The 21,593-nt window shown below is 59.5% G+C and carries 15 protein-coding genes and 1 pseudogene; 9 read left to right on the top strand and 7 right to left on the bottom strand.

Features of this window, described 5'->3' with window-relative positions:
* The first annotated feature begins 73 nt into the window (after window positions 1-73).
* From serC to aroG, 3 genes are all read left to right on the top strand, one after another.
* On the top strand, window positions 74-1,162 hold the full coding sequence (serC, locus tag I6G90_RS06865) for a 3-phosphoserine/phosphohydroxythreonine transaminase (protein ID WP_197930412.1): 1,089 nt from the start codon (window positions 74-76) through the stop codon (window positions 1,160-1,162).
* A gap of 171 nt (window positions 1,163-1,333) precedes the next feature.
* Window positions 1,334-2,617: a 3-phosphoshikimate 1-carboxyvinyltransferase gene (gene aroA, locus I6G90_RS06860; protein WP_139425799.1), complete on the top strand. Its 1,284-nt coding sequence runs from the start codon at window positions 1,334-1,336 to the stop codon at window positions 2,615-2,617.
* Window positions 2,618-2,837: 220 nt separating this feature from the next.
* Window positions 2,838-3,893, top strand: coding sequence for a 3-deoxy-7-phosphoheptulonate synthase AroG (aroG, locus tag I6G90_RS06855; RefSeq protein WP_197930410.1), 1,056 nt, complete (start codon window positions 2,838-2,840; stop codon window positions 3,891-3,893).
* A gap of 126 nt (window positions 3,894-4,019) precedes the next feature.
* On the opposite strand, the gene I6G90_RS06850 is transcribed toward aroG, so the two are convergent.
* The gene (locus I6G90_RS06850) at window positions 4,020-5,615 is read right to left on the bottom strand and encodes a methyl-accepting chemotaxis protein (protein ID WP_197930408.1); all 1,596 of its coding nucleotides are present in this window, start codon (window positions 5,613-5,615) and stop codon (window positions 4,020-4,022) included.
* 254 nt (window positions 5,616-5,869) lie between these two features.
* Between I6G90_RS06850 and hutW the strand changes: the two genes are divergently transcribed.
* The gene (gene hutW, locus I6G90_RS06845) at window positions 5,870-7,231 is read left to right on the top strand and encodes a heme anaerobic degradation radical SAM methyltransferase ChuW/HutW (RefSeq protein ID WP_197930406.1); all 1,362 of its coding nucleotides are present in this window, start codon (window positions 5,870-5,872) and stop codon (window positions 7,229-7,231) included.
* Window positions 7,232-7,331: 100 nt separating this feature from the next.
* On the opposite strand, the gene I6G90_RS06840 is transcribed toward hutW, so the two are convergent.
* Together I6G90_RS06840 and I6G90_RS06835 are read right to left on the bottom strand one after the other, a co-directional pair.
* Entirely contained in the window at window positions 7,332-8,732 is a 1,401-nt protein-coding gene (locus I6G90_RS06840) for a DEAD/DEAH box helicase (protein WP_197930404.1), read from the bottom strand.
* Window positions 8,733-8,914: 182 nt separating this feature from the next.
* Entirely contained in the window at window positions 8,915-9,391 is a 477-nt protein-coding gene (locus I6G90_RS06835; protein ID WP_042062312.1) for a glutathione peroxidase, read from the bottom strand.
* A 336-nt stretch (window positions 9,392-9,727) separates the two neighbouring features.
* Between I6G90_RS06835 and I6G90_RS06830 the strand changes: the two genes are divergently transcribed.
* Both I6G90_RS06830 and I6G90_RS06825 read left to right on the top strand, forming a co-directional pair.
* Window positions 9,728-10,336, top strand: coding sequence for a 2OG-Fe(II) oxygenase (locus tag I6G90_RS06830; RefSeq protein WP_197930402.1), 609 nt, complete (start codon window positions 9,728-9,730; stop codon window positions 10,334-10,336).
* Window positions 10,337-10,540: 204 nt separating this feature from the next.
* Window positions 10,541-11,530 carry a D-alanine--D-alanine ligase gene (locus I6G90_RS06825; protein ID WP_197930400.1) on the top strand — a complete coding sequence of 330 codons (990 nt, stop codon included), beginning with the start codon at window positions 10,541-10,543 and terminating at the stop codon, window positions 11,528-11,530.
* 72 nt (window positions 11,531-11,602) lie between these two features.
* Here the strand turns inward: I6G90_RS06825 and I6G90_RS06820 are convergent.
* From I6G90_RS06820 to I6G90_RS06805, 4 genes and pseudogenes are all read right to left on the bottom strand, one after another.
* Window positions 11,603-12,758 (bottom strand): annotated as a pseudogene (locus I6G90_RS06820) (IS4 family transposase).
* Between the two features lie 557 nt (window positions 12,759-13,315).
* Window positions 13,316-14,905, bottom strand: a complete 1,590-nt coding sequence (gene guaA / locus I6G90_RS06815) for a glutamine-hydrolyzing GMP synthase (protein ID WP_197930398.1) — start codon at window positions 14,903-14,905, stop codon at window positions 13,316-13,318.
* A gap of 84 nt (window positions 14,906-14,989) precedes the next feature.
* Window positions 14,990-16,453 carry an IMP dehydrogenase gene (guaB, locus tag I6G90_RS06810; protein WP_075112381.1) on the bottom strand — a complete coding sequence of 488 codons (1,464 nt, stop codon included), beginning with the start codon at window positions 16,451-16,453 and terminating at the stop codon, window positions 14,990-14,992.
* A gap of 499 nt (window positions 16,454-16,952) precedes the next feature.
* Window positions 16,953-17,408 (bottom strand): YchJ family protein, encoded by a 456-nt coding sequence (locus tag I6G90_RS06805; protein ID WP_197930396.1) that lies wholly within the window; start codon window positions 17,406-17,408, stop codon window positions 16,953-16,955.
* Window positions 17,409-17,531: 123 nt separating this feature from the next.
* Here I6G90_RS06805 and I6G90_RS06800 point away from each other — a divergent pair, with 123 nt between their 5' ends.
* The 3 genes from I6G90_RS06800 (at window position 17,532) to I6G90_RS06790 (ending at window position 21,471) form a co-directional block, all read left to right on the top strand.
* A complete protein-coding gene (locus I6G90_RS06800; RefSeq protein WP_042657184.1) occupies window positions 17,532-19,199 on the top strand; it encodes a methyl-accepting chemotaxis protein in 1,668 nt (555 codons plus the stop codon).
* Between the two features lie 130 nt (window positions 19,200-19,329).
* Window positions 19,330-20,541: an ROK family transcriptional regulator gene (locus I6G90_RS06795; protein ID WP_042060762.1), complete on the top strand. Its 1,212-nt coding sequence runs from the start codon at window positions 19,330-19,332 to the stop codon at window positions 20,539-20,541.
* A gap of 174 nt (window positions 20,542-20,715) precedes the next feature.
* Window positions 20,716-21,471, top strand: coding sequence for a tRNA-uridine aminocarboxypropyltransferase (locus I6G90_RS06790; RefSeq protein WP_197930394.1), 756 nt, complete (start codon window positions 20,716-20,718; stop codon window positions 21,469-21,471).
* The last annotated feature ends 122 nt before the right edge of the window (window positions 21,472-21,593 follow it).

The following is a 21,593-nucleotide window of genomic DNA, read 5'->3' as shown; positions in this document are numbered from 1 at the left end:
TTTGATCCGCTGGCTGCTCTTGTGTAAAACCTGACAAGTCATCGATTACTCTCATCCACTCACGGAAAGCGTCATGAGCAAACAGATTTACAACTTCTGCGCCGGCCCCGCCATGCTGCCGGTTGAAGTCATGGAGCGCGCCCAGCGCGAATTTTGTAATTTTCAGGGGCTGGGAGCCTCGGTCATGGAGCTTTCCCATCGCGGCAAGCCCTACATGGCGGTGGCCGAGAAGGCCGAAGCGGATCTGCGCGAGTTGTTGGCGGTGCCGGACAACTACAAGGTGCTCTTCATGCACGGTGGCGGCCGCGGTCAGTTTTCCGCCGTGCCCATGAACCTGCTGGGCGGGGCCAACAAGAAAGCGGACTTTCTGCTGACCGGTGTCTGGTCCCAGAGCGCGGTGGATGAAGCCAAAAAGTATGGCGATATCCAGACCTTCCAGGGTGTTGCCAAGAACGAGCAGGGGATCTCCCACCTGCTGCCGACGCCGGCGTTTCGCGCCGATGCCGCTTATGTTCACTACTGCCCGAACGAAACCATTGACGGCATCGAGATGTTCGACATCCCGGCCACCGGCGAGGTGCCGCTGGTGGCGGATCTCTCCTCCACCATTCTTTCCCGTCCTATCGACGTGAGCCGCTTTGGCATTATCTATGCCGGTGCCCAGAAGAATATCGGGCCATCCGGGCTTGCCATCGCCATCGTGCGCGATGATCTGCTGGATCAGGCCAGAGCCGATGTGCCCTCGATTTTCGACTACAAGCTCACTGCCAAGAACGACTCCATGTTCAACACGCCGCCCACCTACGCCTGGTATCTGGCCGGTCTGGTGTTCGAGTGGCTTAAAGAACAGGGTGGCCTCGAAGCGATGGAAGTGCGCAACAAGGAGAAGGCCGACTTCCTCTATGACTATCTCGATCAGTCGACCTTCTACGGCAATCAGGTGGATGTCAGCTGCCGTTCACGGATGAACATCCCGTTCCAGCTGAAAAATGCCGAGCTGGACAAGCAGTTCCTGGCAGAATCGGAAGCTGCCGGCCTGCTGGCCCTCAAAGGGCACCGCATCGTCGGTGGCATGCGCGCCAGCATCTACAACGCCATGCCGCTGGAGGGAGTGAAGGCCCTGGTGAGCTTTATGGATGGCTTTGCCAAGCGCCACGGTTAAAGGCTGAACGTTTGCCACCAAAGACGCCGGGGATACCCCGGCGTCTTTTTTTCAACAGAACCAGCGCGCTGGCGTTTGCCGTGCGATTTCCCCTGAAAGTGCCCTTGCCGAGCGGGACGCAGGCTGTTAACGTCCGGACAGGCGTTTATTTTGAGATAGCACAGGAAGTCTATGAATTCGTTGCGTTTGGAACCCATTTCTCGTGTGGCCGGTGAGGTCAATCTGCCCGGCTCCAAGAGTGTCTCTAACCGTGCGCTGCTGCTGGCGGCGCTGGCCCGTGGCACCACCCGTCTGACCAACCTGCTCGACAGCGATGACATTCGTCATATGCTGGCGGCGCTGACCCAGCTCGGGGTCAAGTACAAGCTCTCCGCCGACAAGACCGAGTGCACCGTGCACGGTCTGGGTCGCAGCTTTGCGGTGAAAGAGCCGGTCAATCTGTTCCTCGGCAATGCCGGTACCGCCATGCGTCCGCTTTGCGCCGCGCTGTGCCTCGGCTCCGGTGAATATACCCTGGGTGGCGAGCCGCGCATGGAAGAGCGTCCCATCGGCCATCTGGTGGATGCCCTGCGTGAAGCGGGTGCCCATATCCAGTACCTGAAAAAAGATGGCTATCCGCCGCTGGTGGTGGATGCCAAGGGGCTGTGGGGCGGCGATGTGCACGTCGATGGGTCCGTCTCCAGCCAGTTCCTGACCGCATTTTTGATGGCGGCTCCGATGGCGGCCGGTGATACCCGCATCCACATCAAGGGGGAGCTGGTCTCCAAACCCTACATCGACATCACCCTGCACATCATGAAGCAGTTCGGGGTGGTCATCGAGCACGACAACTACAAGCTGTTCTACATCAAGGGCAACCAGACCTATATCAGCCCGGGTGACTTTCTGGTGGAAGGGGATGCCTCCAGCGCCTCCTACTTCCTCGCGGCGGGCGCCATCAAGGGCAAGGTGCGGGTAACCGGCATCGGCAAGCACAGCATTCAGGGTGATATCCACTTCGCCGACGTGCTGGAGAAGATGGGGGCGCGCATCACCTGGGGCGATGATTTCATCGAGGCCGAGCAGGCGCCGCTGCACGGGGTGGATATGGACATGAACCATATTCCCGATGCGGCCATGACCATCGCCGTTGCCGCGCTGTTTGCCGAGGGGCCGACCTCCATTCGCAATATCTACAACTGGCGGGTAAAGGAGACCGATCGTCTGCACGCCATGGCAACCGAGCTGCGCAAGCTGGGCGTCGAGGTGGAAGAGGGGCATGACTTCATTACCGTGACCCCGCCGACCCAGCTAAAGCACGCCGAGATCGATACCTACAACGATCACCGGATTGCCATGTGCTTCTCGCTGGTGGCGCTGTCGGATACTCCGGTCACCATCAATGATCCCAAGTGCACCTCGAAGACCTTCCCGGATTACTTCGACAAGCTGGCCAGTATCAGCCAGCGTGGCTGATCACTGACAAACCCGTCATCACCGACGCTTCTGGCCCGCGCTGAGCGGGCCTTTTTGCCTTCCTCACCTGCATCGTCCTTTCGCGTAGCATCATTTCAATAACTTGCAAGATTGCTCCGCAAAATAGTTTTGTGATTGCTGTAATTTCCTATTTACACATGCGCTGTCGCGGGCTATGTTGAGATTTCTTAATCGCAGTCATCTAGCAGGAAGCCTTGTCATGCAGCATCAAACCGACGACGTTCGTATCAGTGAAATCAAAGAGTTATTACCCCCGGTTGCGGTGCTTGAGAAGTTTCCGGCTACCGAGGTTGCCTCGTCCACCGTGTTTGAATCCCGTCAGGCCATCCACAATATCCTGGCCGGTGAAGATGAGCGTCTGCTGGTGGTGATTGGCCCTTGCTCCATCCACGATCCGGTGGCCGCGCTGGAGTACGGCAAGCGCCTCAAGGCGTTGCGCGACGAGCTGAAAGGTCAGCTGGAGATCGTGATGCGGGTCTACTTCGAAAAACCGCGCACTACCGTGGGCTGGAAAGGGCTGATCAACGATCCGTACCTCGACAACAGCTGCAAGATCAACGACGGTCTGCGCATCGGTCGCAAGCTGTTGCTGGATCTCAACGACATGGGGCTGCCAACCGCCTCCGAGTTCCTCGACATGATCACTCCGCAATATGTGGCGGATCTGATGAGTTGGGGCGCGATCGGTGCCCGTACCACCGAATCCCAGGTACACCGCGAGCTGGCCTCCGGTCTCTCCTGCCCGGTGGGCTTCAAGAACGGCACTGACGGCACCATCAAGGTCGCCATCGATGCCATCGGTGCTGCCAGTGCGCCGCACCACTTCCTGTCGGTCACCAAGTATGGTCACTCCGCCATCGTAGCGACCCGCGGCAACCCGGACTGTCACATCATCCTGCGCGGTGGTCGTGAGCCGAACTACAGCGCGGCCCATGTCAGCGAGGTAGTGAAGGGGCTGGAGAAAGCCGGTCTGCCGCAGAAGGTGATGATCGACTTCAGCCACGCCAACAGCAGCAAGCAGTTCAAGAATCAGATGATGGTGGCTGAAGACGTAGCCGATCAACTGCGTGCAGGCAGCAAGGCGGTGTTTGGCGTCATGGTAGAGAGCCATCTGGTGGAAGGTCGTCAGGATCTGGTGGAAGGGTGCGAGCTCACCGTCGGCCAGAGCATCACAGATGCCTGCATCGGTTGGGCCGATACCGAAGTGCTGCTGCGCAATCTGGCGGATGCCGTCGCAACCCGCAACGCTAGCTAAAGTCATCCCGGCGGCGCAGTTAATAGTCAGCGCGCCGCTGGAATAGCAACGATGCCGTTCGGCCAAATTGAATCCATAAAGCAAAAGCGCGACCCTCGGGTCGCGCTTTTTCGTTGGTGACGCGAATTACCAGCGATAGGTTTTCAGCAGTGCCTCCAGTTTCTGGCACTGCTCCACCAACTGGATGCTGGCGAGGTTGGCGGCGTGCGCCTGACCCAGGGTGTCGTTGGAGGTGTTACGAATATCGCTCACCGAACTGTCCACCTCACTGCAGACCCGGTCCTGCTCTTCAGCCGACTGCGCCATCTGGGCATTGAGGTCGTTGATGCGGGCGATGCGCTCGATGATGTTCTGCATGGCCGCCAGGGTCGCCTCGGTCTTGCTGATGCTCTCACCGGCTTTGCTTTTTGCATCCCCGATCACCGTAACCGCGCTCTGGGCCTCTTTTTGCAGGGCGGCGATCATCTGGGAGATCTCTTCGCTGGCGGCGCGGCTGCGGTTGGAGAGAGCCCGCACTTCATCGGCTACTACCGCAAAGCCGCGGCCTTGCTCACCCGCCCGGGCTGCTTCAATGGCGGCGTTGAGGGCCAGCAGGTTGGTCTGATCGGCAATCCCCTTGATCACCTCCAGCACACCGTCAACCGCCAGGCAGCGGCTGTCGAGCTGCTGGATCACCTGATCCACCCGATCAATTTCTGCCGACATCTCCCCCATGTCGGTGATGGAGTGCTGGGCGAGGCGGCTGGTGTCGGCGGCATCCTGATTGGTGAGGGCGGAGAGCTCGGCGCTGTGGCGGGCATGTTCGCGCACCTCATGGGAGCTGGCGGCCAGCTCGCTGACGGCGGCGGCGACCTGGGTGGTCATCCCCTCTTGCTGACGGGCCGAGTTTTCGGTCTGGGTCGCCACCTGACGGATCTGGTTCGACTCCTGATAGAGCTGATGGGTTGCTCCTTCCACCTCCTGCAGACTGTGGCGAAAGCCCTGCACCATGTCATTGACGGCGCGGGTCATCTGGCCCAGTTCATCCCGGCTGTGATTGACCAGGGGGAGGGCGAGGTTGCGCTCCTTGGCCATCTGGATCATGGTGAGCTGCAATTGGCGCAGGGGGCGTTTTACGTAGCGTTGCAACACCCACCAGAGCAAGCCAAAGCCGATGCTGAAGACGGCGGCCAGACTGCCGCTCAGGATCAGGTTGTTGTGGCGGATCTCGCCAAAGGTATGGCTGAGGTCGTAACTGATCCGCACCGCGCCCATCACGGTCCCTTCATTGACCTGATGACAGGTTGTGCACTGGGTGCCGCGATACTCCTTGTAGGCTTTGAACGGTTTGATCAGGGTGAGCCGGTTACCCTGCTGCTCCATAATGGCCTCTCCCTGATTGATGGCGCGCTCATCGAGGGGATCCTGCGCTTTCTGATCCGGGTGACCCGGGCCAAACAGGTTGCTGACGGCCGGGGCGCGGATCAGGCGAGCCTCGACGATGCCCGCTTCACTCTTGAGCTTGGTCTGCACGATTTGCCGGTTGGCCATGCCACCGGTCATCATCAGGACGTTGAGCTGATCCATGTAGGTGTTGGCGGCGCTCTCCACTTTTTCGCCCGCCAGCCGGATGGCGAGATCCCGTTGCAGCCAGGCGGAGAGTTCGAAGCAGAGGCCAAAGGTGGTGCTGATGACCAGCGCAAGGGGGAGGAAGATTTTCCAGTTCAGGGAGAGGTTATGCATGTTGGGCAAGTTCCAGGCGCTCGGTGTTGTTATGTGATCCCGTATCGTCTTGATCGTAGACGAAGAAATGGCGGGAGATGGTTCTCTATCGGCACACCATAACCGCTCTTTAGTAAATAATCTGTTAAGCAGATCGGTAATGCAGGTTGCCAAAATGACCTCGACGAGGTGCGCGGCTCTGCGGGTTGATCCAGAACAAATTTCAAGTAACGATAATCGTTATCATTGTCATTATTTGCTGAATAGTGACCATCATGATTCTGACCCCTTCAATGACCGGCATTGCCTCGCCGGATCCCCTCAAGTTTGCCTTTAGCGCCAAGACCTCGGCTCACGCCAGTCGGGGAGGGATGCGCCCCTTCCCGCTGGATGAGGCTGGCTGGCAGAGCTGGTGGCAGCGAGAGAGTGAAGCTGAGGAGCGCGCCCTCTATATCCATATTCCGTTTTGCCGCAAGCGTTGCAGCTTCTGCAATTTTTTTGAAAATGGCGCCAATCCGGCGCGGATCAACCGCTACGTCAACGCGCTCTGCGCCTCCCTTGCGCAGGCAGCTGACACCCCGCTGGCGCAGAGCATGCCGTTTTCAGCCGTCTATGTGGGGGGCGGCACACCGACCGACATGAGCGCCGACGAGTTGACCATGCTGGCCGACGTGATCCGCCGTTTTCCGCTGGCGGCCGATGCCGAGGTGACGCTGGAGGGGCGCCTCAACGGTTTTGACAATGAGAAATGGCAGGCGGCGCTGACGGGCGGCTTCAACCGTTTCTCGTTCGGGGTGCAGAGCTTTGATAGCCGGGTCCGTCAGCAGGCGGCCCGCTTCGATGACAGGGAGACGTTGCTGGCCCGCCTTGGCGAGCTGACCCGGGATGATGAGGCTGTGGTCGTTGCGGATCTCATCTTTGGTCTGCCCGGTCAGGATGATGCCGTGTGGCAGCAGGATATCCGTGATGTGATGGCGAGCGGTGTGCACGGGGTGGATCTCTACCAGCTGATCGCCATGCAGGGCACCAATCTGGATCGGGCGCAGGAGAAGGGCGCCCTGGATTGGCTCGCCGATGGCCAGCAGCGGGCGGCCATGTATGCCTATGGCGGAGCGCAACTGGAAGCCCACGGCTGGGAGCGCCTCTCTTGCAGCCACTGGCGGCGCAGTCCGGCCGAGCAGAGCCGCTATAACCAGATGGCCAAGCGCGGCGCCGAGATCCTCCCCTTTGGCGCCGGTGCGGGGGGCTGCATTCTTGGTCACGGCTTGATGTATGGCCGGGATCTGGCCCCCTGGCACGATGCGCTGGCCAGTGGCAAGCGGGCGCCCGGCATGGTGATGGGGCGCAACCCCAATGCGCGGATGGACGGTCTGCTGCGCGGCGCCCTCGACAGTGGCGTGCTGGCGCTGGATCGCCTGCCTGCGCCTTTGCTGACCCATCTGATGCCGCTTTTTGCCGCCTGGCAGCAGCACGGGCTGGCCGAGATAGAGAGCGCACGGCTGCAACTCACCCTCGCCGGGCGCTTCTGGAACGTCAATATGCAGGCAGGCTTGTTCGAGTTCTTGCAACTCAATCCGCTCGATGGTTCAGCGCCGCCCAGCCATGGCGCCGCAGCGATGCGTCATTCGCTGGTCTGAGCCCTAGTGGAGCACTTGCACGGATCCGTGCGATCCATAACGAAAGAGGGAGCCTTGCAGGCTCCCTCTTTGGGCTTGGCAGTTAGCGTCGCGCACGAGCTTACTCGTCGCTGCTGTCCTGATAGCTGTCGCGCATCGCCTTGGGCAGGCGGCGCATCGGGGTAAAGCCGATATCCTCGCCTACCACTTCCCGCTTGCGGGACTTGTTTTGAGGAGACTGAGCTGGCTTCTTGGCGGTATCGCTCTTGGCTTTGCCCTTACCTGCGGCAGGCTTGCCTTTGGCATTGCTCTTGGCGTTGGCATGGCCGCGCTCACGGGGCGGGTTCTGCACCGGTTTGCTGCCCGGCAGGGTCTGACGGCTCGGCTTGCCGCTTGGCTCATACCCTTCCAGGATCTCCACGGTCAGTGATTGGCCGATCAGCGCCTCGATGGCCTTGAGCTGACCCAGTTCGTCATGGCTGACCAGCGAGATCGCCTCGCCGCCGCGACCGGCACGACCGGTACGGCCGATGCGGTGGATGTAATCCTCCGCCATCTGGGGCAGTTCGAAGTTGATCACGTAGGGCAGTTGATCGATGTCGAGACCGCGGGCGGCGATATCGGTCGCCACCAGCACCCGCACAGCGCCGCTGCGAAAATCGGCCAGCGCACGGTTGCGGGCACCCTGGCTCTTGTCACCGTGGATCGCCACGGTATTGAGGCCATCTTTTTGCATCTGCTGGGCGAGGCGGTCGGCGATCTGCTTGGTGCGGACAAACACCAGCACCCGCTGCCAGTTGCCACGGCCAATCATGTGGGAGAGCAGCTCGCGGCGGCGTTCCCGATCCACCTGAATGATGCGTTGGGAGACCTGCTCGGCGGCGGTGTTGCTCGGATCCACCTCAATCAGGGTGGGGTCGTTCAGCAGATCATCGGCCAGCGCCTTGATCTCGTTGGAGAAGGTGGCGGAGAAGAGCAGGGTCTGACGCTCTGCAGGCAGCGCCTTCATGATGCGGCGGATGTCGACGATGAAGCCCATGTCGAGCATGCGATCCGCTTCATCCAGCACCAGCACTTCCAGCTCGCTCAGGGTCAGGGCGCCCTGGGTCAGCAGATCCAGCAGACGGCCCGGGGTGGCGACCAGAATGTCCACACCCAGCTTGATGGCGTCCAGATTGGGTTTGATGCTGACGCCGCCGTAGGCGATCAGCGTCTTGAACGGCAGGTGGTGGGCATACTTGATGATGCTCTCGCCCACCTGGGCCGCCAGTTCGCGGGTCGGGGTCAGTACCAGTGCGCGCACCTGACGACGGCCACGGCCGTGGTTGGCCAGCAGACGCTGCAACATCGGCAGGGTGAAACCGGCCGTTTTGCCTGTGCCTGTCTGAGCGCCGCCGAGCACATCCTGACCGGCGAGAATCGCCGGAATCGCTTGCTGCTGGATGGGGGTTGGCTGTTCGTAACCCAGCTCCTTGACGGCCCGCAGAATATGCGGAGACAGACCCAGTTCGTTGAATGACATGTTCGAGAGACACTCCTGAGATGAGCCTTTGGCTCAACGGGCAGCCAGCACTTTGGGGCCAGCCACGATATGGAAAAGATAGTGGGGCCGTAATATAGCAAAATAGCGGCCGCTGCGCAGTAGATGTCGCACCGGCCGCCATACAATCATTCAACGCAGTGGCGCAAAACGCGTCGGGCGATTCAGAGCATCTCGCGGATCTGCTCGGCCAGGTTCTCCGGTTTGGCCTGGGGGGCGAAGCGGTCCACCACATTACCCTCCTGGTCGATCAGGAACTTGGTGAAGTTCCATTTGACGTTTTCCAGCCCCAGAAAACCCGGCTTCTGTTTTTTAAGCCACTGGTAGAAGGGGTGGGCATGCTCGCCGTTGACATCGCACTTGGCCATGATGGGGAAGGTGACCGGATAGTCGAGGGAGCAGAAGCGGGCAATTTCGTCCGCATCCCCCGGCTCCTGATTGCCAAACTGGTTGCAGGGGAAGCCCAGGATCACCAGCCCCTTGGGGCCGAGTTCCCGATAGAGGGCTTCCAGCCCTTCATATTGCGGCGTAAAGCCGCAGCGACTGGCGACATTGACCACCAGCACCACCTTGCCCGCCAGTTGAGCCAGTGGATAGGGGGTGCCATCCAGTCGTTGCAAAGTGAGATCGGGCAGAGGCATAAGCAGATCCTTCTATTGGTTGTCCGTGAGGTGTTCGGTCGGTTGTGGCGATAGATGTCGGATGAATAGCGTAATGGTACTGGAGTACGGTATCGGTTGGCTCTTTAACCGGCAAGAGACCCGCACTCTCTCTTCCCCTTGATTGCAAGGGCCATCACAGTTTCGACAGCCAATACGCCGTCCGGTGGGGCGGGATCACAACTGGCGACAAAAAGCGGGGAAGCGGGCGACAAATCGCGTATTGATGGTGGGACTTCTCAAGAGAAGTAAACCGGTTTGTGACTTGGCCGGTAAGTCGCTAAAAAGCGCCCTCTCTCCACTCATTGTGAGCCAATCTTGGACTATCAAGCTGCCATGGATGCCATTTACACCCGGGGATGGGTGATAGTGGATGATTTTTTGACCGCCGCCGAGGTGGATGCCCTCAAATCCTGTTTGCCAGGCGAATGGCAACCGGCCGGGATCGGCCGTGACGCCCTGCATCAGGGCAATCCCGATATTCGCCGTGACCAGATCCACTGGCTGGAGCCCTCCCTCGGGGCACCGGTGGCTGACTACCTCGCCCGGATGGAGTCCCTGCGTCTTGCCGCCAACCGGATGTTGATGCTGGGGCTGTTTGACTACGAGGCGCACTTCGCCCGCTACCGTAGCGGCGATTTTTACGCCACCCATCGCGATGCCTTTGCCGGTCGATCCAACCGCCGCCTGACCTCGGTCTTCTACCTCAACAATGACTGGCAACCGGAAGCCGGTGGGCTGCTGCGCTTCTATGACAACGACGAGCAGTTTCTGATGGATGTCAGCCCCAAGGGGGGGCGGCTGGTGCTGTTTCTCTCCGAGGAGTTTCCCCACGAGGTGCTGCCTGCCAACCGCGAGCGCTTCAGCATCGCCGGCTGGTTTCGGGTCAATGGCAACGGGATGGGACGGGTCGATCCCCCGCGCTGAGGGGCAATGTGTCCCGATTTTGACACAGGGGAGACTTTTCACTGCAAGAAGTGGGGTCATGGGTCTCCCATCAGCTGACAAGGGTTGATCTCCCTTGCTACACTGGCGCGCACTTATGTTCGTATCTGGCTTCGTCCGGTTTTTATGGTGGTTGGCTTATCAAATGGTCATGACGAGGCCGCTTTTCCCAAGGGATCACATCTAATGAAGAACATGCATGTCTTGCTGCTGTGCGGCGGCGGTGGCTCCGAGCACGAAGTGTCTCTGCGCAGCGCCAATTTCCTCGAGCAACAACTGGGCCTCCTGCCCGGTGTCGAAGTGACCCGCGTCGAGATGTTCGCCGATCGCTGGCTCAGTGCTGATGGCCGCGAGTGCAAGCTGGGGCTCGACAAGCTGCTCTCGTTTGACAGCGTGGCCCGTCCGGTGGATTACGTGGTGCCCTGCATCCACGGCTACCCGGGTGAGACCGGCGATCTGCAATCCTTCCTCGAACTGGCCGGATTGCCTTATCTCGGTTGCGATGCCGAGGCGAGCAAGATCTGCTTCAACAAGATCAGCACCAAGCTGTGGCTCTCTGCCATCGGCATTCCCAACACCCCTTACCTGTTCCTGACCGAGCAGAACGACGCGGCGCTGAGCGATGCCAAAGCCGCGCTGGCCAAGTGGGGCAAGGTCTTTATCAAGGCGGCCTCCCAGGGCTCTTCCGTTGGTTGCTACTCTGCCAGCAACGAAGCGGATCTGGTTAAAGGCATTGCCGATGCTTTCGGCTACTCCGAGCAGGTACTAATCGAGAAAGCGGTCAAGCCGCGCGAGCTGGAAGTGGCGGTTTACCAGTACGGTGACGAGCTGGTGGCGACTTATCCGGGCGAGATCTGTGTGCCGCAGGACAAGTTCTACAGCTATGAAGAGAAGTACAGCAGCGCCAGCCACACCGAGACCAGCCTCAAGGCACAAGGGTTGACCCAGGCACAGGCCGATGCGATCCACGAGTACGCCCTCAAGGCGTTCCGTCAGCTGAAACTGACCCACCTCTCGCGCATCGACTTCTTCCTGACCGAGGAGGGCGAGATCCTGCTGAACGAAATCAACACCTTCCCGGGCATGACCTCCATCTCCATGTTCCCGAAACTGCTGGAGCATCACGGTCACCGCTTCGCCGACTACCTTGAGCTGATCCTGCGCAAGGCCAGCTAAGTGCGCTCTCCCGTTCATGGGAGTGAAGGATGACTCAATAAACATCCCCGCCAACCGACTAATGCCAGTCAGTTAAGCATGACTGGCATTGTTTTTATTGGCTTTTTTTACACAGTACCTCTGTGGCCTTGGCTTCATGCAGCGGGGGTAACTTCGCTCCCTTCGTTCCGGCAATACAAACTGTCCCGCTTGTTTCTCCAGGTCAGCTGCCCGCTTCAGGCTCGCCGCCATCTTCACCATCTGGCTGCGCAGCAGGTTGTACGCCAGCAACACGCCCCAACGCTTCTGCCGTATCCCGCCGCCTTCTTGCTGCGCAGGGTCAATCGGTGTTGTTGTAGGCTGTGCTTCATCTCCCGATAGCCCAGCTCGATTTCCCAGCGATGGTTGTAGATCTCGATGATGTCAGCCCTCGGGAAACGCATCGGGTCGACCATCGAGGTCAACACTTGGCGCTCCTTGCCGTTGATGTTGCGGGTCAGCAAGCGGGCTTCCACCGTGTCCGGCAGTTGAGGCCACTTTTTGCGTTGGGCGTCCTTTTTGAGCGGCAACTGCCAGTGCCGCTCGCAGCCCGCGGTTTGTCAGGTGTGGAGCCGGCCAAGCGAATAGAACCCCTTGTCGAATAAGGTCAGCGAGTGGTCTGGCGTGTGTTCGATAAATTGCTCGGCCAGCACCATCTCGTTGACGGCGCAATTCTTGATGACAGCCTGGACAAGCAGGTGGCTAGTGAGCTCCATATGGCAAAGCATGCGCACCTGCGGATAGGTGGTCTCGCTAGGGTGCCGAGCTTGGCAAAAACAGCGGAGTTGTCCGGTGTATCGGCGTGCGCCACATCACGCCATCGACGGCGAGCAGTTGCAGTCCGGCCCAACCGGGGTGGTTGGCCTGCTGATGTCAGAGAAAGGCTGTCTCGTGAAAGAGGCGCTCGATGCTCTTGTGGTCAAGCTTTTCGCGAGCTTGTAGGAAGGCGCTGGGGCGACAAAGGGATGCTCGCCGGGCAGAAGGATATCGAGTTGATTGACCAGCTGGGTCATGGGGACGTGGCGGAAGATAGCCATGCCGATAATGGCCCAGACCAGATGCTCCATGGACATATAGCGACGATGTAGGGTAACGACACCCTCTTCGCCGAGCAGCGTCATGATGAGTCGGGGGAAATCAGGTCGGAGAGTGACTCAAACTGTGCGGGATGGCTGGCGTGGAGAAAGCCGAGAGCCTGGTCGTTACGCATATAAAATCCTAAACTAATCAACATGTTTCGGTTTTTTATACATCAGGAGGATTGGTCAATGGATCATTAACTGAGCGGCATTAACGCCCGAGGGCGTCTCTCTTATTTGGCGAGTTTGGAGCCAACCAGTTGGACGCTATGCCCCTCCCGCCTAACCATGCAACCAACTCAGATAGGGGGATGTGTATCCCTGTCCAGCGATTTGGAGATCTGCACCACAACAATCCTTCTTGCCCCTTATTGAGCACGGCCAGCTCCTCTGCCATCAGCTTGTGCGGGTGACTGCTTGCTCAGTTCCTGCTCTTTCCCCCTCTCGTCAGCGCCCTGCATTTACTCTCCTCTGCCACCCGGTTCGTCTTGCGACCATGCAGCGCCATTAGCATGAATATGTTGCGCAGTGACACCATCGCCGCCCCATTCAGATTGGAGAGGGGCAAGGCGGTACGGGATAGGTCAGAAAAAGAAGATGTGTGGCGCAAACGATTGAAAAAAGAAAAGACGCCTCAAGGGCGTCTTTTTGCATTTTTATGCTCGAAGGGTAGAAGGGCGCTAGCCGCTTATTCCCATTCGATGGTTGCGGGCGGCTTGCCGGAGACGTCGTACACCACGCGGGAGATACCGTTGATCTCGTTGATGATGCGGTTCGATACGTGACCGAGGAAGTCGTACGGCAAGTGAGCCCAGTGGGCGGTCATAAAGTCGATGGTTTCGACGGCGCGCAGGGCAATCACCCAGTCATATTTGCGACCATCGCCCATCACGCCAACGGAGCGCACCGGCAGGAACACGGCGAACGCCTGGCTGACCTGGTTGTAGAGGTCGGCTTTGCGCAGCTCTTCGATAAAGACCGCATCGGCTTTACGCAGCAGATCACAGTACTCTTTCTTCACTTCGCCAAGGACGCGCACGCCCAGACCCGGGCCCGGGAACGGGTGACGGTAGAGCATGTCGTAGGGCAGACCCAGCTCGAGGCCAACGCGGCGCACTTCGTCTTTGAACAGTTCGCGCAGCGGCTCGACCAGACCCATCTTCATCTCTTCCGGCAGGCCGCCGACGTTGTGGTGAGACTTGATGACGTGGGCTTTGCCGGTCTTGCTGGCGGCAGATTCGATAACGTCCGGATAGATGGTGCCTTGCGCCAGCCAGCGAGCATTTTTCAGCTTCTTCGCTTCGTCGTCGAACACTTCAACGAAGACGCGGCCGATGATCTTGCGCTTGGCTTCAGGCTCGTCAACACCGGCCAGGGCGGAGAGGAAGCGATCTTCAGCTTCAACCTTGATGATGTTCAGACCGAAGTGATCGCCAAACATCTCCATCACCTGCTCGCCTTCGTTCAGACGCAGCAGACCGTTGTCGACGAAGACGCAGGTCAGGCGATCGCCGATGGCGCGGTGCACCAGCATGGCAACCACGGAGGAGTCGACACCGCCGGAGAGGCCGAGGATCACTTCGTCGTCACCCACTTGCTCGCGGATGCGGGCAACGGCGTCGTCGATGATAGTGGCCGGCGTCCACAGACATTCGCAGCCACAGATGTCCTTGACGAAGTGCTCCAGCATGCGAGCACCCTGACGGGTGTGGGTCACTTCCGGGTGGAACTGCACGCCGTAGAAGCGCTTGGCTTCATTGGCCATGGCCGCGTGGGGGCAGGTCGGGGTGCTGGCGATGGTGGTGAAGTCAGCCGGGATAGCAGTGACCTTGTCACCGTGGCTCATCCAGACATCCAGCAGGGCGTTGCCGTTGTCGGCGATGGCATCTTCGATGTTGCGCAAGAGGGCGCTGGTCTTGCCGGAGTCGCCCAGCACTTCGACCTTGGCGTAACCGAATTCACGCTCGGTGGAGGATTGCACTTTGCCACCCAGCTGCTCGGCCATGGTCTGCATGCCGTAGCAGATGCCGAACACCGGCACACCGGCGTTGAACACGTACTCGGGGGCGCGCGGGCTGCCCGCTTCGGTGACGGACTCCGGACCGCCGGAGAGGATGATGCCGTTGGGGTTGAATTCGCGGATCTGCTCTTCGGTCACATCCCAGGCCCACAGTTCGCAGTAAACACCGATCTCGCGCACACGGCGGGCAATCAGCTGGGTGTACTGGGAACCGAAGTCGAGGATAAGGATACGGTGCTGGTGAATGTCTTTAGTCATTTTATTCCTGCATCAGGCTGATGTTTTAACAAAAAGCATGGGGATAAAAACGGTGTCAAAACGGGGCCGCAGCCCCGTCTTGTATCAGCCCATCCGATAGTTGGGGGCTTCTTTGGTAATGGTCACATCGTGGACGTGGGACTCTTTCATCCCGGCGCCGGAGATGCGCACGAACTCTGCCTTGGTGCGCATGTCGTCGATGGTGGCGCTGCCGGTCAACCCCATGGAGGAGCGCAGGCCGCCCATCTGCTGGTGGATGATCTCTTTGAGGCGGCCCTTGTACGGCACGCGACCTTCGATGCCTTCCGGCACCAGCTTGTCAGCGGCGTTGTCGGTCTGGAAGTAGCGGTCGCTGGAGCCTTTGGACATAGCGCCCAGAGAGCCCATACCACGGTAGGATTTGAATGAGCGACCCTGATAGAGCTCGATCTCGCCCGGCGCTTCTTCAGTACCGGCGAACATGGAACCGACCATGACGCAGCTGGCGCCCGCGGCGATGGCCTTGGCGATGTCGCCGGAGAAGCGGATACCGCCATCGGCAATCACCGGAATACCGGTGCCTTCCAGCGCATCAACAGCGTCGGAGATGGCAGTGATCTGGGGGACACCGACACCGGTGACGATACGGGTAGTACAGATGGAGCCTGGGCCGATACCAACCTTGACTGCATTGACACCGGCAGCAGCCAGCGCCTTGGCACCGGCACCGGTCGCCACGTTGCCACCGATGATCTGCAGATCCGGATAGGCGTCGCGAGTGGCCTTGATGCGATCCAGCACGCCCTGGGAGTGGCCGTGGGAGGAGTCGATCAGCAGCACGTCAACACCGGCTTCCACCAGCGCAGCAACGCGCTCTTCGTTACCGGCACCGGCACCAACGGCAGCACCCACGCGCAGACGACCCTTGTCATCTTTACAGGCGTGCGGCTTGCGCTCGGCTTTCTGGAAATCTTTAACGGTGATCATGCCCTTGAGTTTGAAGTCGGCGTTCACCACCAGCACTTTTTCGATACGGTGCTTTTGCATCAGGGCAACCACCTCTTCGCGAGGGGCCCCTTCACGCACGGTGACCAGGCGATCTTTCTGGGTCATGATCTGTTCAACGGTCTGGGAGAGGTCAATCACGAAGCGCACGTCACGGCCGGTGATGATACCGACCAGCTTGTTGCCATCAGTCACCACGGGGTAACCGGCGAAGCCATTCTTGTGGCTCAGCTCCTTGATTTGGGCAATGGTCATGTCAGGGCGTACGGTGACGGGGTCAGTGACCACGCCGCTTTCGTACTTCTTGACCTTGCGCACTTCGGCAGCCTGCTGCTCGATGGACATGTTCTTGTGGATAAAGCCGATACCGCCTTCCTGGGCCAGTGCGATAGCCAGACGGGCATCGGTCACTGTGTCCATGGCAGCGGAGATCATGGGGATGTTCAGGCTGATGGTGGAGGTCAGCTTGGTACGCAGATCGGCAGTATTGGGAAGAACTTCGGAGTGGGCGGGAACCAACAGTACATCGTCGAAGGTTAACGCTTCTTTGGCAATCCTGAGCATGGCAATATCTCACCGTTGAGGAAGTGGGGGTGTAAAATATTGCCGACGAAGTTTACTCACCGATTGGTCACTGGTAAAGAAGTTTTTTGAATTTTTTATGGCGTAGCCCTCTTTTAGGCGGCCAAAACGCCAAAAAACCAAGATTATCAGTACGAAAATCGCTATTTCGGGGCAAAAGAGTTAACCAAGTGATATTTTATGCAACCAACCGCTTTACTACTCACTTTTCTCCTTGCCGCCTAGCCTCTCTACTTAGCATCCGTCATGCCCGCTGCAAAATGCAACGGGATGCTTGTTTTCTGAGTTCCTTATTCACTTAATAGCATCGAGTCACTGCATTGTTACCCCAATGCGACGATGTGTTTAGCATGGTGTTTTTTACTAAATCAGCCATCGGACCATTATTTCATGAAGGGGATGGTGGTAATCAGATCACCATCCCCTTCGTTAGTTCCATCCAAGTAGCATGGATTTGGGAAACAAAACCGTGTTTGACGCGTCAGCCGCAGCACTTCTTGTGCTTTTTGCCGCTGCCACAGGGGCAGGGATCGTTGCGGCCGGTTTTGAGCGGCAGGGGATCGATCTCCCCTTCGGTGTAGACCCAGCGCCCCTGATAACGCACGAAGCGGGAGCGCTCATGTAGGCAGTGGCGCTCATCCCCCTCCAGAAACCAGGCTTTGAACTCCACCATCCCGGTTTCATCCTGCGGGCCGCCCTGGCTGGCGATGATCTCGAGATCATCCCAGTGGGTATCTGTTTGGGAAAGCTCTGCCGCCGTGAGGCCGCCGAGGTGAGCCGGATGCCAGCTATGGACCAGATACTCCCCCAGCCCGAGCACGAAGGCGCTGTAGCGCGAGCGCATCAGCTGCTCCGGTGTGTCAGCCACAGCGCCACTGTGAAGTGAGCCACAGCACAATTCGAGAGAAAGGGTTGAGCCGCAAGGACAAAGATTCATGATTTTCACATTCTGGCCGATTTGTTTAAGGGAATTGTAACGAAAGGGGGGCTCGCCCTGCCAGCACCTATACTGATTAGTAGGCTAGGAATTCCAATAAAAACAGCTGCAAGGATGTGAAAGATGACGCTAAAACAGAAAATCCTGTTACTGGGTGCAGTACCCGTGCTGCTGATGGCCCTGGTGGTCAACCTCAGTAACTACATGGTCTCCAAGAGCGCTCTGGAGTCTGAGCTGGTGGTGGCGAGGGAAGATGCCATCAAGGAGCGCAAGGCGCTGCTCAGCAGTTACATCATGATGGCCAAAACCGCCGTCGATGCCGTATATGCCCTGCCGGATTCACCGGAAAATCGTCAGAAGGTCAAAGAGTTGCTCAGGCCGCTGCGTTACAGCAGTGACGGCTACTTCTTTGTCTATGACTTCGAGGGCAACACAGTACTGCTGCCGACCCGTGCCGAGCTGGAGGGGAAAAACCGCTGGAACGACAAGGATGCCAAGGGCAAGTTGCTGATCCAGGACATCCTCAAGGTGGCCCGTCAGGGGGATGGCTTCTCCGAGTACTGGACGGCCAAACCCTCCATCGGCCGCGATGCCCCCAAGCTGGCCTTCAACATGGTGCTGGACAAGTATCAGTGGGTCATCGGTACCGGTTTTTATATCGATGATATCGACAACGATTTGGCCGCCCTGCGCGCAGAGCGCGAGAGCAACATGTATGCCTCGTTGCAGAGCAGCGTGCTGGTGATCCTGCTGATCCTCGGTATCACCCTGGTCGTGACGGTGATCGTGGGTAACCGGGTGACCAAACCGCTGGCGGATGCGGTGTCGGCGCTTAATGACATTGCCGACGGGGAGGGGGATCTGACCCAGCGCCTCAAGGTGCAGAGTCAGGACGAGATTGGCCAACTGGCCAGCGCCTTCAATCGCTTCGTCGAGCGGATCCAGTCGGTGGTGAGCCAGGTGGGCGAGACCAGCAATCACCTCTTTAGCGCCGTTGAGAAACTGCACAATCTGAGCGAACACTACGATCATCAGATGCAGGGTCATAGCCGCGAGACCGATCAGGTGGTGACTGCGGTGACCGAGATGAGCTCCACCGCGCAGGAGGTGGCGGCCAGCGCCTCCAATGCCGCGACAGCAACCAGCGATGCGGCCCGTGAGTCTGACGCGGCGCGCGGTGTGGTCAGCACCGCCATCAACAGCATCAACCGGCTGGTGGGCGAAGTGCATACCGCCTCCGGCGTTATCGAGCAGCTGGCCCACGAGACCGGCAAGATTGGCTCCGTGGTAGAGGTCATTCGTGGCATCGCCGAACAGACCAACCTGCTGGCGCTGAACGCCGCCATCGAGGCGGCCCGGGCCGGAGAACAGGGGCGCGGCTTTGCGGTGGTAGCGGATGAAGTGCGCTCCCTTGCCGGTCGTACCCAGCAGAGCACCAAGGAGATCAACGAGATGCTGCAGCGGCTGCAGGGCGGCGTCAAACAGGCGGTGGATGTGATGCAGGCGAGCGAAGAGCGCAGTCAGGAGACGGTGCAGGAAGCGGGACACATCGCCAGCTCCCTCGACAGCATGGTGACGGCGGTCAGTACCATCAACGACATGAATATCCAGATCGCCACCGCCGCCGAGGAGCAGCATGCGGTGTCGGAGGAGATCAACAAGAACCTGGTAGCTATTCAGCAGATCGTCAGCGAGCTGACCGATGCGGCGGTGGAATCCAACAGCACCACCCGCGATCTGGCCAATACCGGTGATAAATTGCGCAAACTGGTCTCCCAGTTCCGTTATTGATCCTGTAAGGGTCCGTGATGACAACCACAAGATGCGGTCTGAACCCCGGTTCAGGCCGCACTTTATTTGGGGATTGCCCAATAATGTGTGAAAATTGGCGGCCCCTGTGTCAGCCCTTAATCCATATCCTATGAATGAGATCGTGAAAGGCAGTATCGACTTGATCCGGCAGCTCAACTACGGCCTGGTGTACGCCAGTCTGGAGGAGCACAAGGAGCTGTCACGTACCGATCTCTCCCGCCTGACCGGCCTCTCCCCTGCCAGCATCACCAAGATCACCCGTGAACTGCTCGATGGCGGTCTGGTGGTGACCTGTGGCGAAAGTTCGGTGGGGCGCGGCCGTCGCCAGACCCTGCTGCGCATCAACGAGCGCCGCTTCCAGTTTCTCTCCATGCGTCTTGGTCGTGGCTACGTGGATATGGCGCTGTTCGACTTTTCCGGTCGCTCGCTGGCTCGCCAGCGCCACCTCTTTACCGAAGAAGAGCGGGCCGATCTGTTGGGCAGTCTGGTACACGCCATCAAGGTGTTTCTGCCGAAAAAGTCCCTCAGTCTGGCCTGTATCGCCCTCTGTCTGCCGGGTCAGGTGGAGCGTCACTCCGGCATGGTCAAGCACTTCCCCTTCTACGATCTGCGCAACTGGCCGCTGGGGCCCACGCTGCAACAGGCGTTTGCCGTGCCGGTGCTGGTGAGCGGTGACGTGCGAACCTGGATCCAGGCCGAGCGGGAGTGGGGGGCCGCCAAGAATTGCGCCGATGCGGTGCTGGTGTTTGTCCACAACGACATCGGGGTCGGCATGGTGGTCAATGGCCAACTTATCGAGAGCGAGAATGCACTGCTCGGGGATCTCAGCCACCTGCAGCTCGAGCCCTATGGCCAGCGCTGTTACTGCGGCGGTTTTGGTTGTGCCTGCACCCTGGTGACCAATCAGGCGCTGGAGGCGCAATACCGGGATCTGCGCGAGCGGATGCAGGAGCACGACTTGCCCGAGAGCGTCACCATCCGAGAGCTGTGCGAGCTGGCGCTGGCGGGCAACAGCCTCTGTCAGGATATTCTCCATCAGGCGGCGGGCCGCCTCTCCAAGGTGCTCTCCAACCTCATCTGCCTGCTCAATCCGGGCAAGCTGCTGCTGGGGGGGGAGATCACTCGCGCCGATCGGCTGCTGTTCCCCATGCTACACCAGTCGCTGGCCAGCCAGTTGCCCGCCGAATATCTGGTGCGGCTGCAGATTGAATCCACCCACTTCTACGAAGATCCCACCAAGCCCACCTCGGTGCAGGTGCACAAGGCGCTGCGCGATGGCAGCCTGTTGCTGGAGCTGCTGCGCAGCTGTCAGGAGTCGTAAGGCAAGAGGAGTTGGCACTGTGTCTGGCGAAAGGGGCAGGGATCGCTGTTCCGCCAGCGCGTAACTCGGTACAATCTTGCGCTTTTCCGGCAGCGCCCCTGTTATCGCGCCCTGTGGCGCCGTGACTTGTTGGCATCGCTGCCGTTCCTGTTTTGACTCCAGTTGTGAACCTAGATGAAGCCTGTTCCTGATCACGCCGTCAACCGCCTGCGGGCCTGGCGCAAGAGTATCTCTACCCGACCGTTTCTTGCCCGTGGCGGCACCCTGGCCCGCTGTTCGGCCTGTCAGCTGCGCGAGGACTGGTGTGCCTGCGAGTGGCGCCCCGAGCTCAAAGCCGAGGCCGGTTTCTGCCTGCTGATGTATGACAGCGAGCCGATGAAGCCCTCCAACACCGGTCGCCTCATCGCCGATGTGTTGCCGGACACCACCTGGGCATTTCTCTGGTCGCGCACCCAGCCCCATCCCGAGTTGCTGGCCCTGCTGGCCGATCCCGCCTGGCAACCCTATGTGGTCTTTCCCGCGTGCGAGAAGGAGCCTGCCCGCCTGACCGGTGAGGTGACGTTGGCGCCCGGTAAAAAGCCGCTCTTTATCCTGCTCGACGGCACTTGGCCGGAGGCGCGCAAGATGTTCAACAAGAGCCCCTATCTCGACGGATTTCCGGTGCTCGCCATCAAGCCCGATGCGCTCTCCACCTACGGGATGCGAGTGGCCAACTGCGATGAGCACCTCTGCACCGCCGAGGTGGCGGCCTGCGTGCTGGAAGTGGCGGGAGAGCTCAAGGCGGGGCAGGCATTGCAACACTGGTTCAATCTGTTCAGCAGCCGCTACATGGCCGGTCGGGTCAGCCGTTTCCCCGGTGCCGATGAGGATCATCTGTGTGAGGCGCTGGCGGCCATCAAGGAAGCGAAAGTCCCGTCACCCGCGCTGTAACGGGCCCTCTGAGGGTTGGGGCAGGGGCGTGGCAACTCACATCAATGAAAATCAGGAATCAATTGGCTGCCACTGTTTCGTTAGATTCATCGACGGTGGCCCGCTAGGATAGCGGACAGCCT

The organism is Aeromonas allosaccharophila (assembly GCF_016026615.1).
GTDB lineage: Bacteria > Pseudomonadota > Gammaproteobacteria > Enterobacterales > Aeromonadaceae > Aeromonas > Aeromonas allosaccharophila.
Note: the sequence above shows the minus strand (reverse complement) of the source record. Positions and strands in the feature narration are given on the sequence as shown.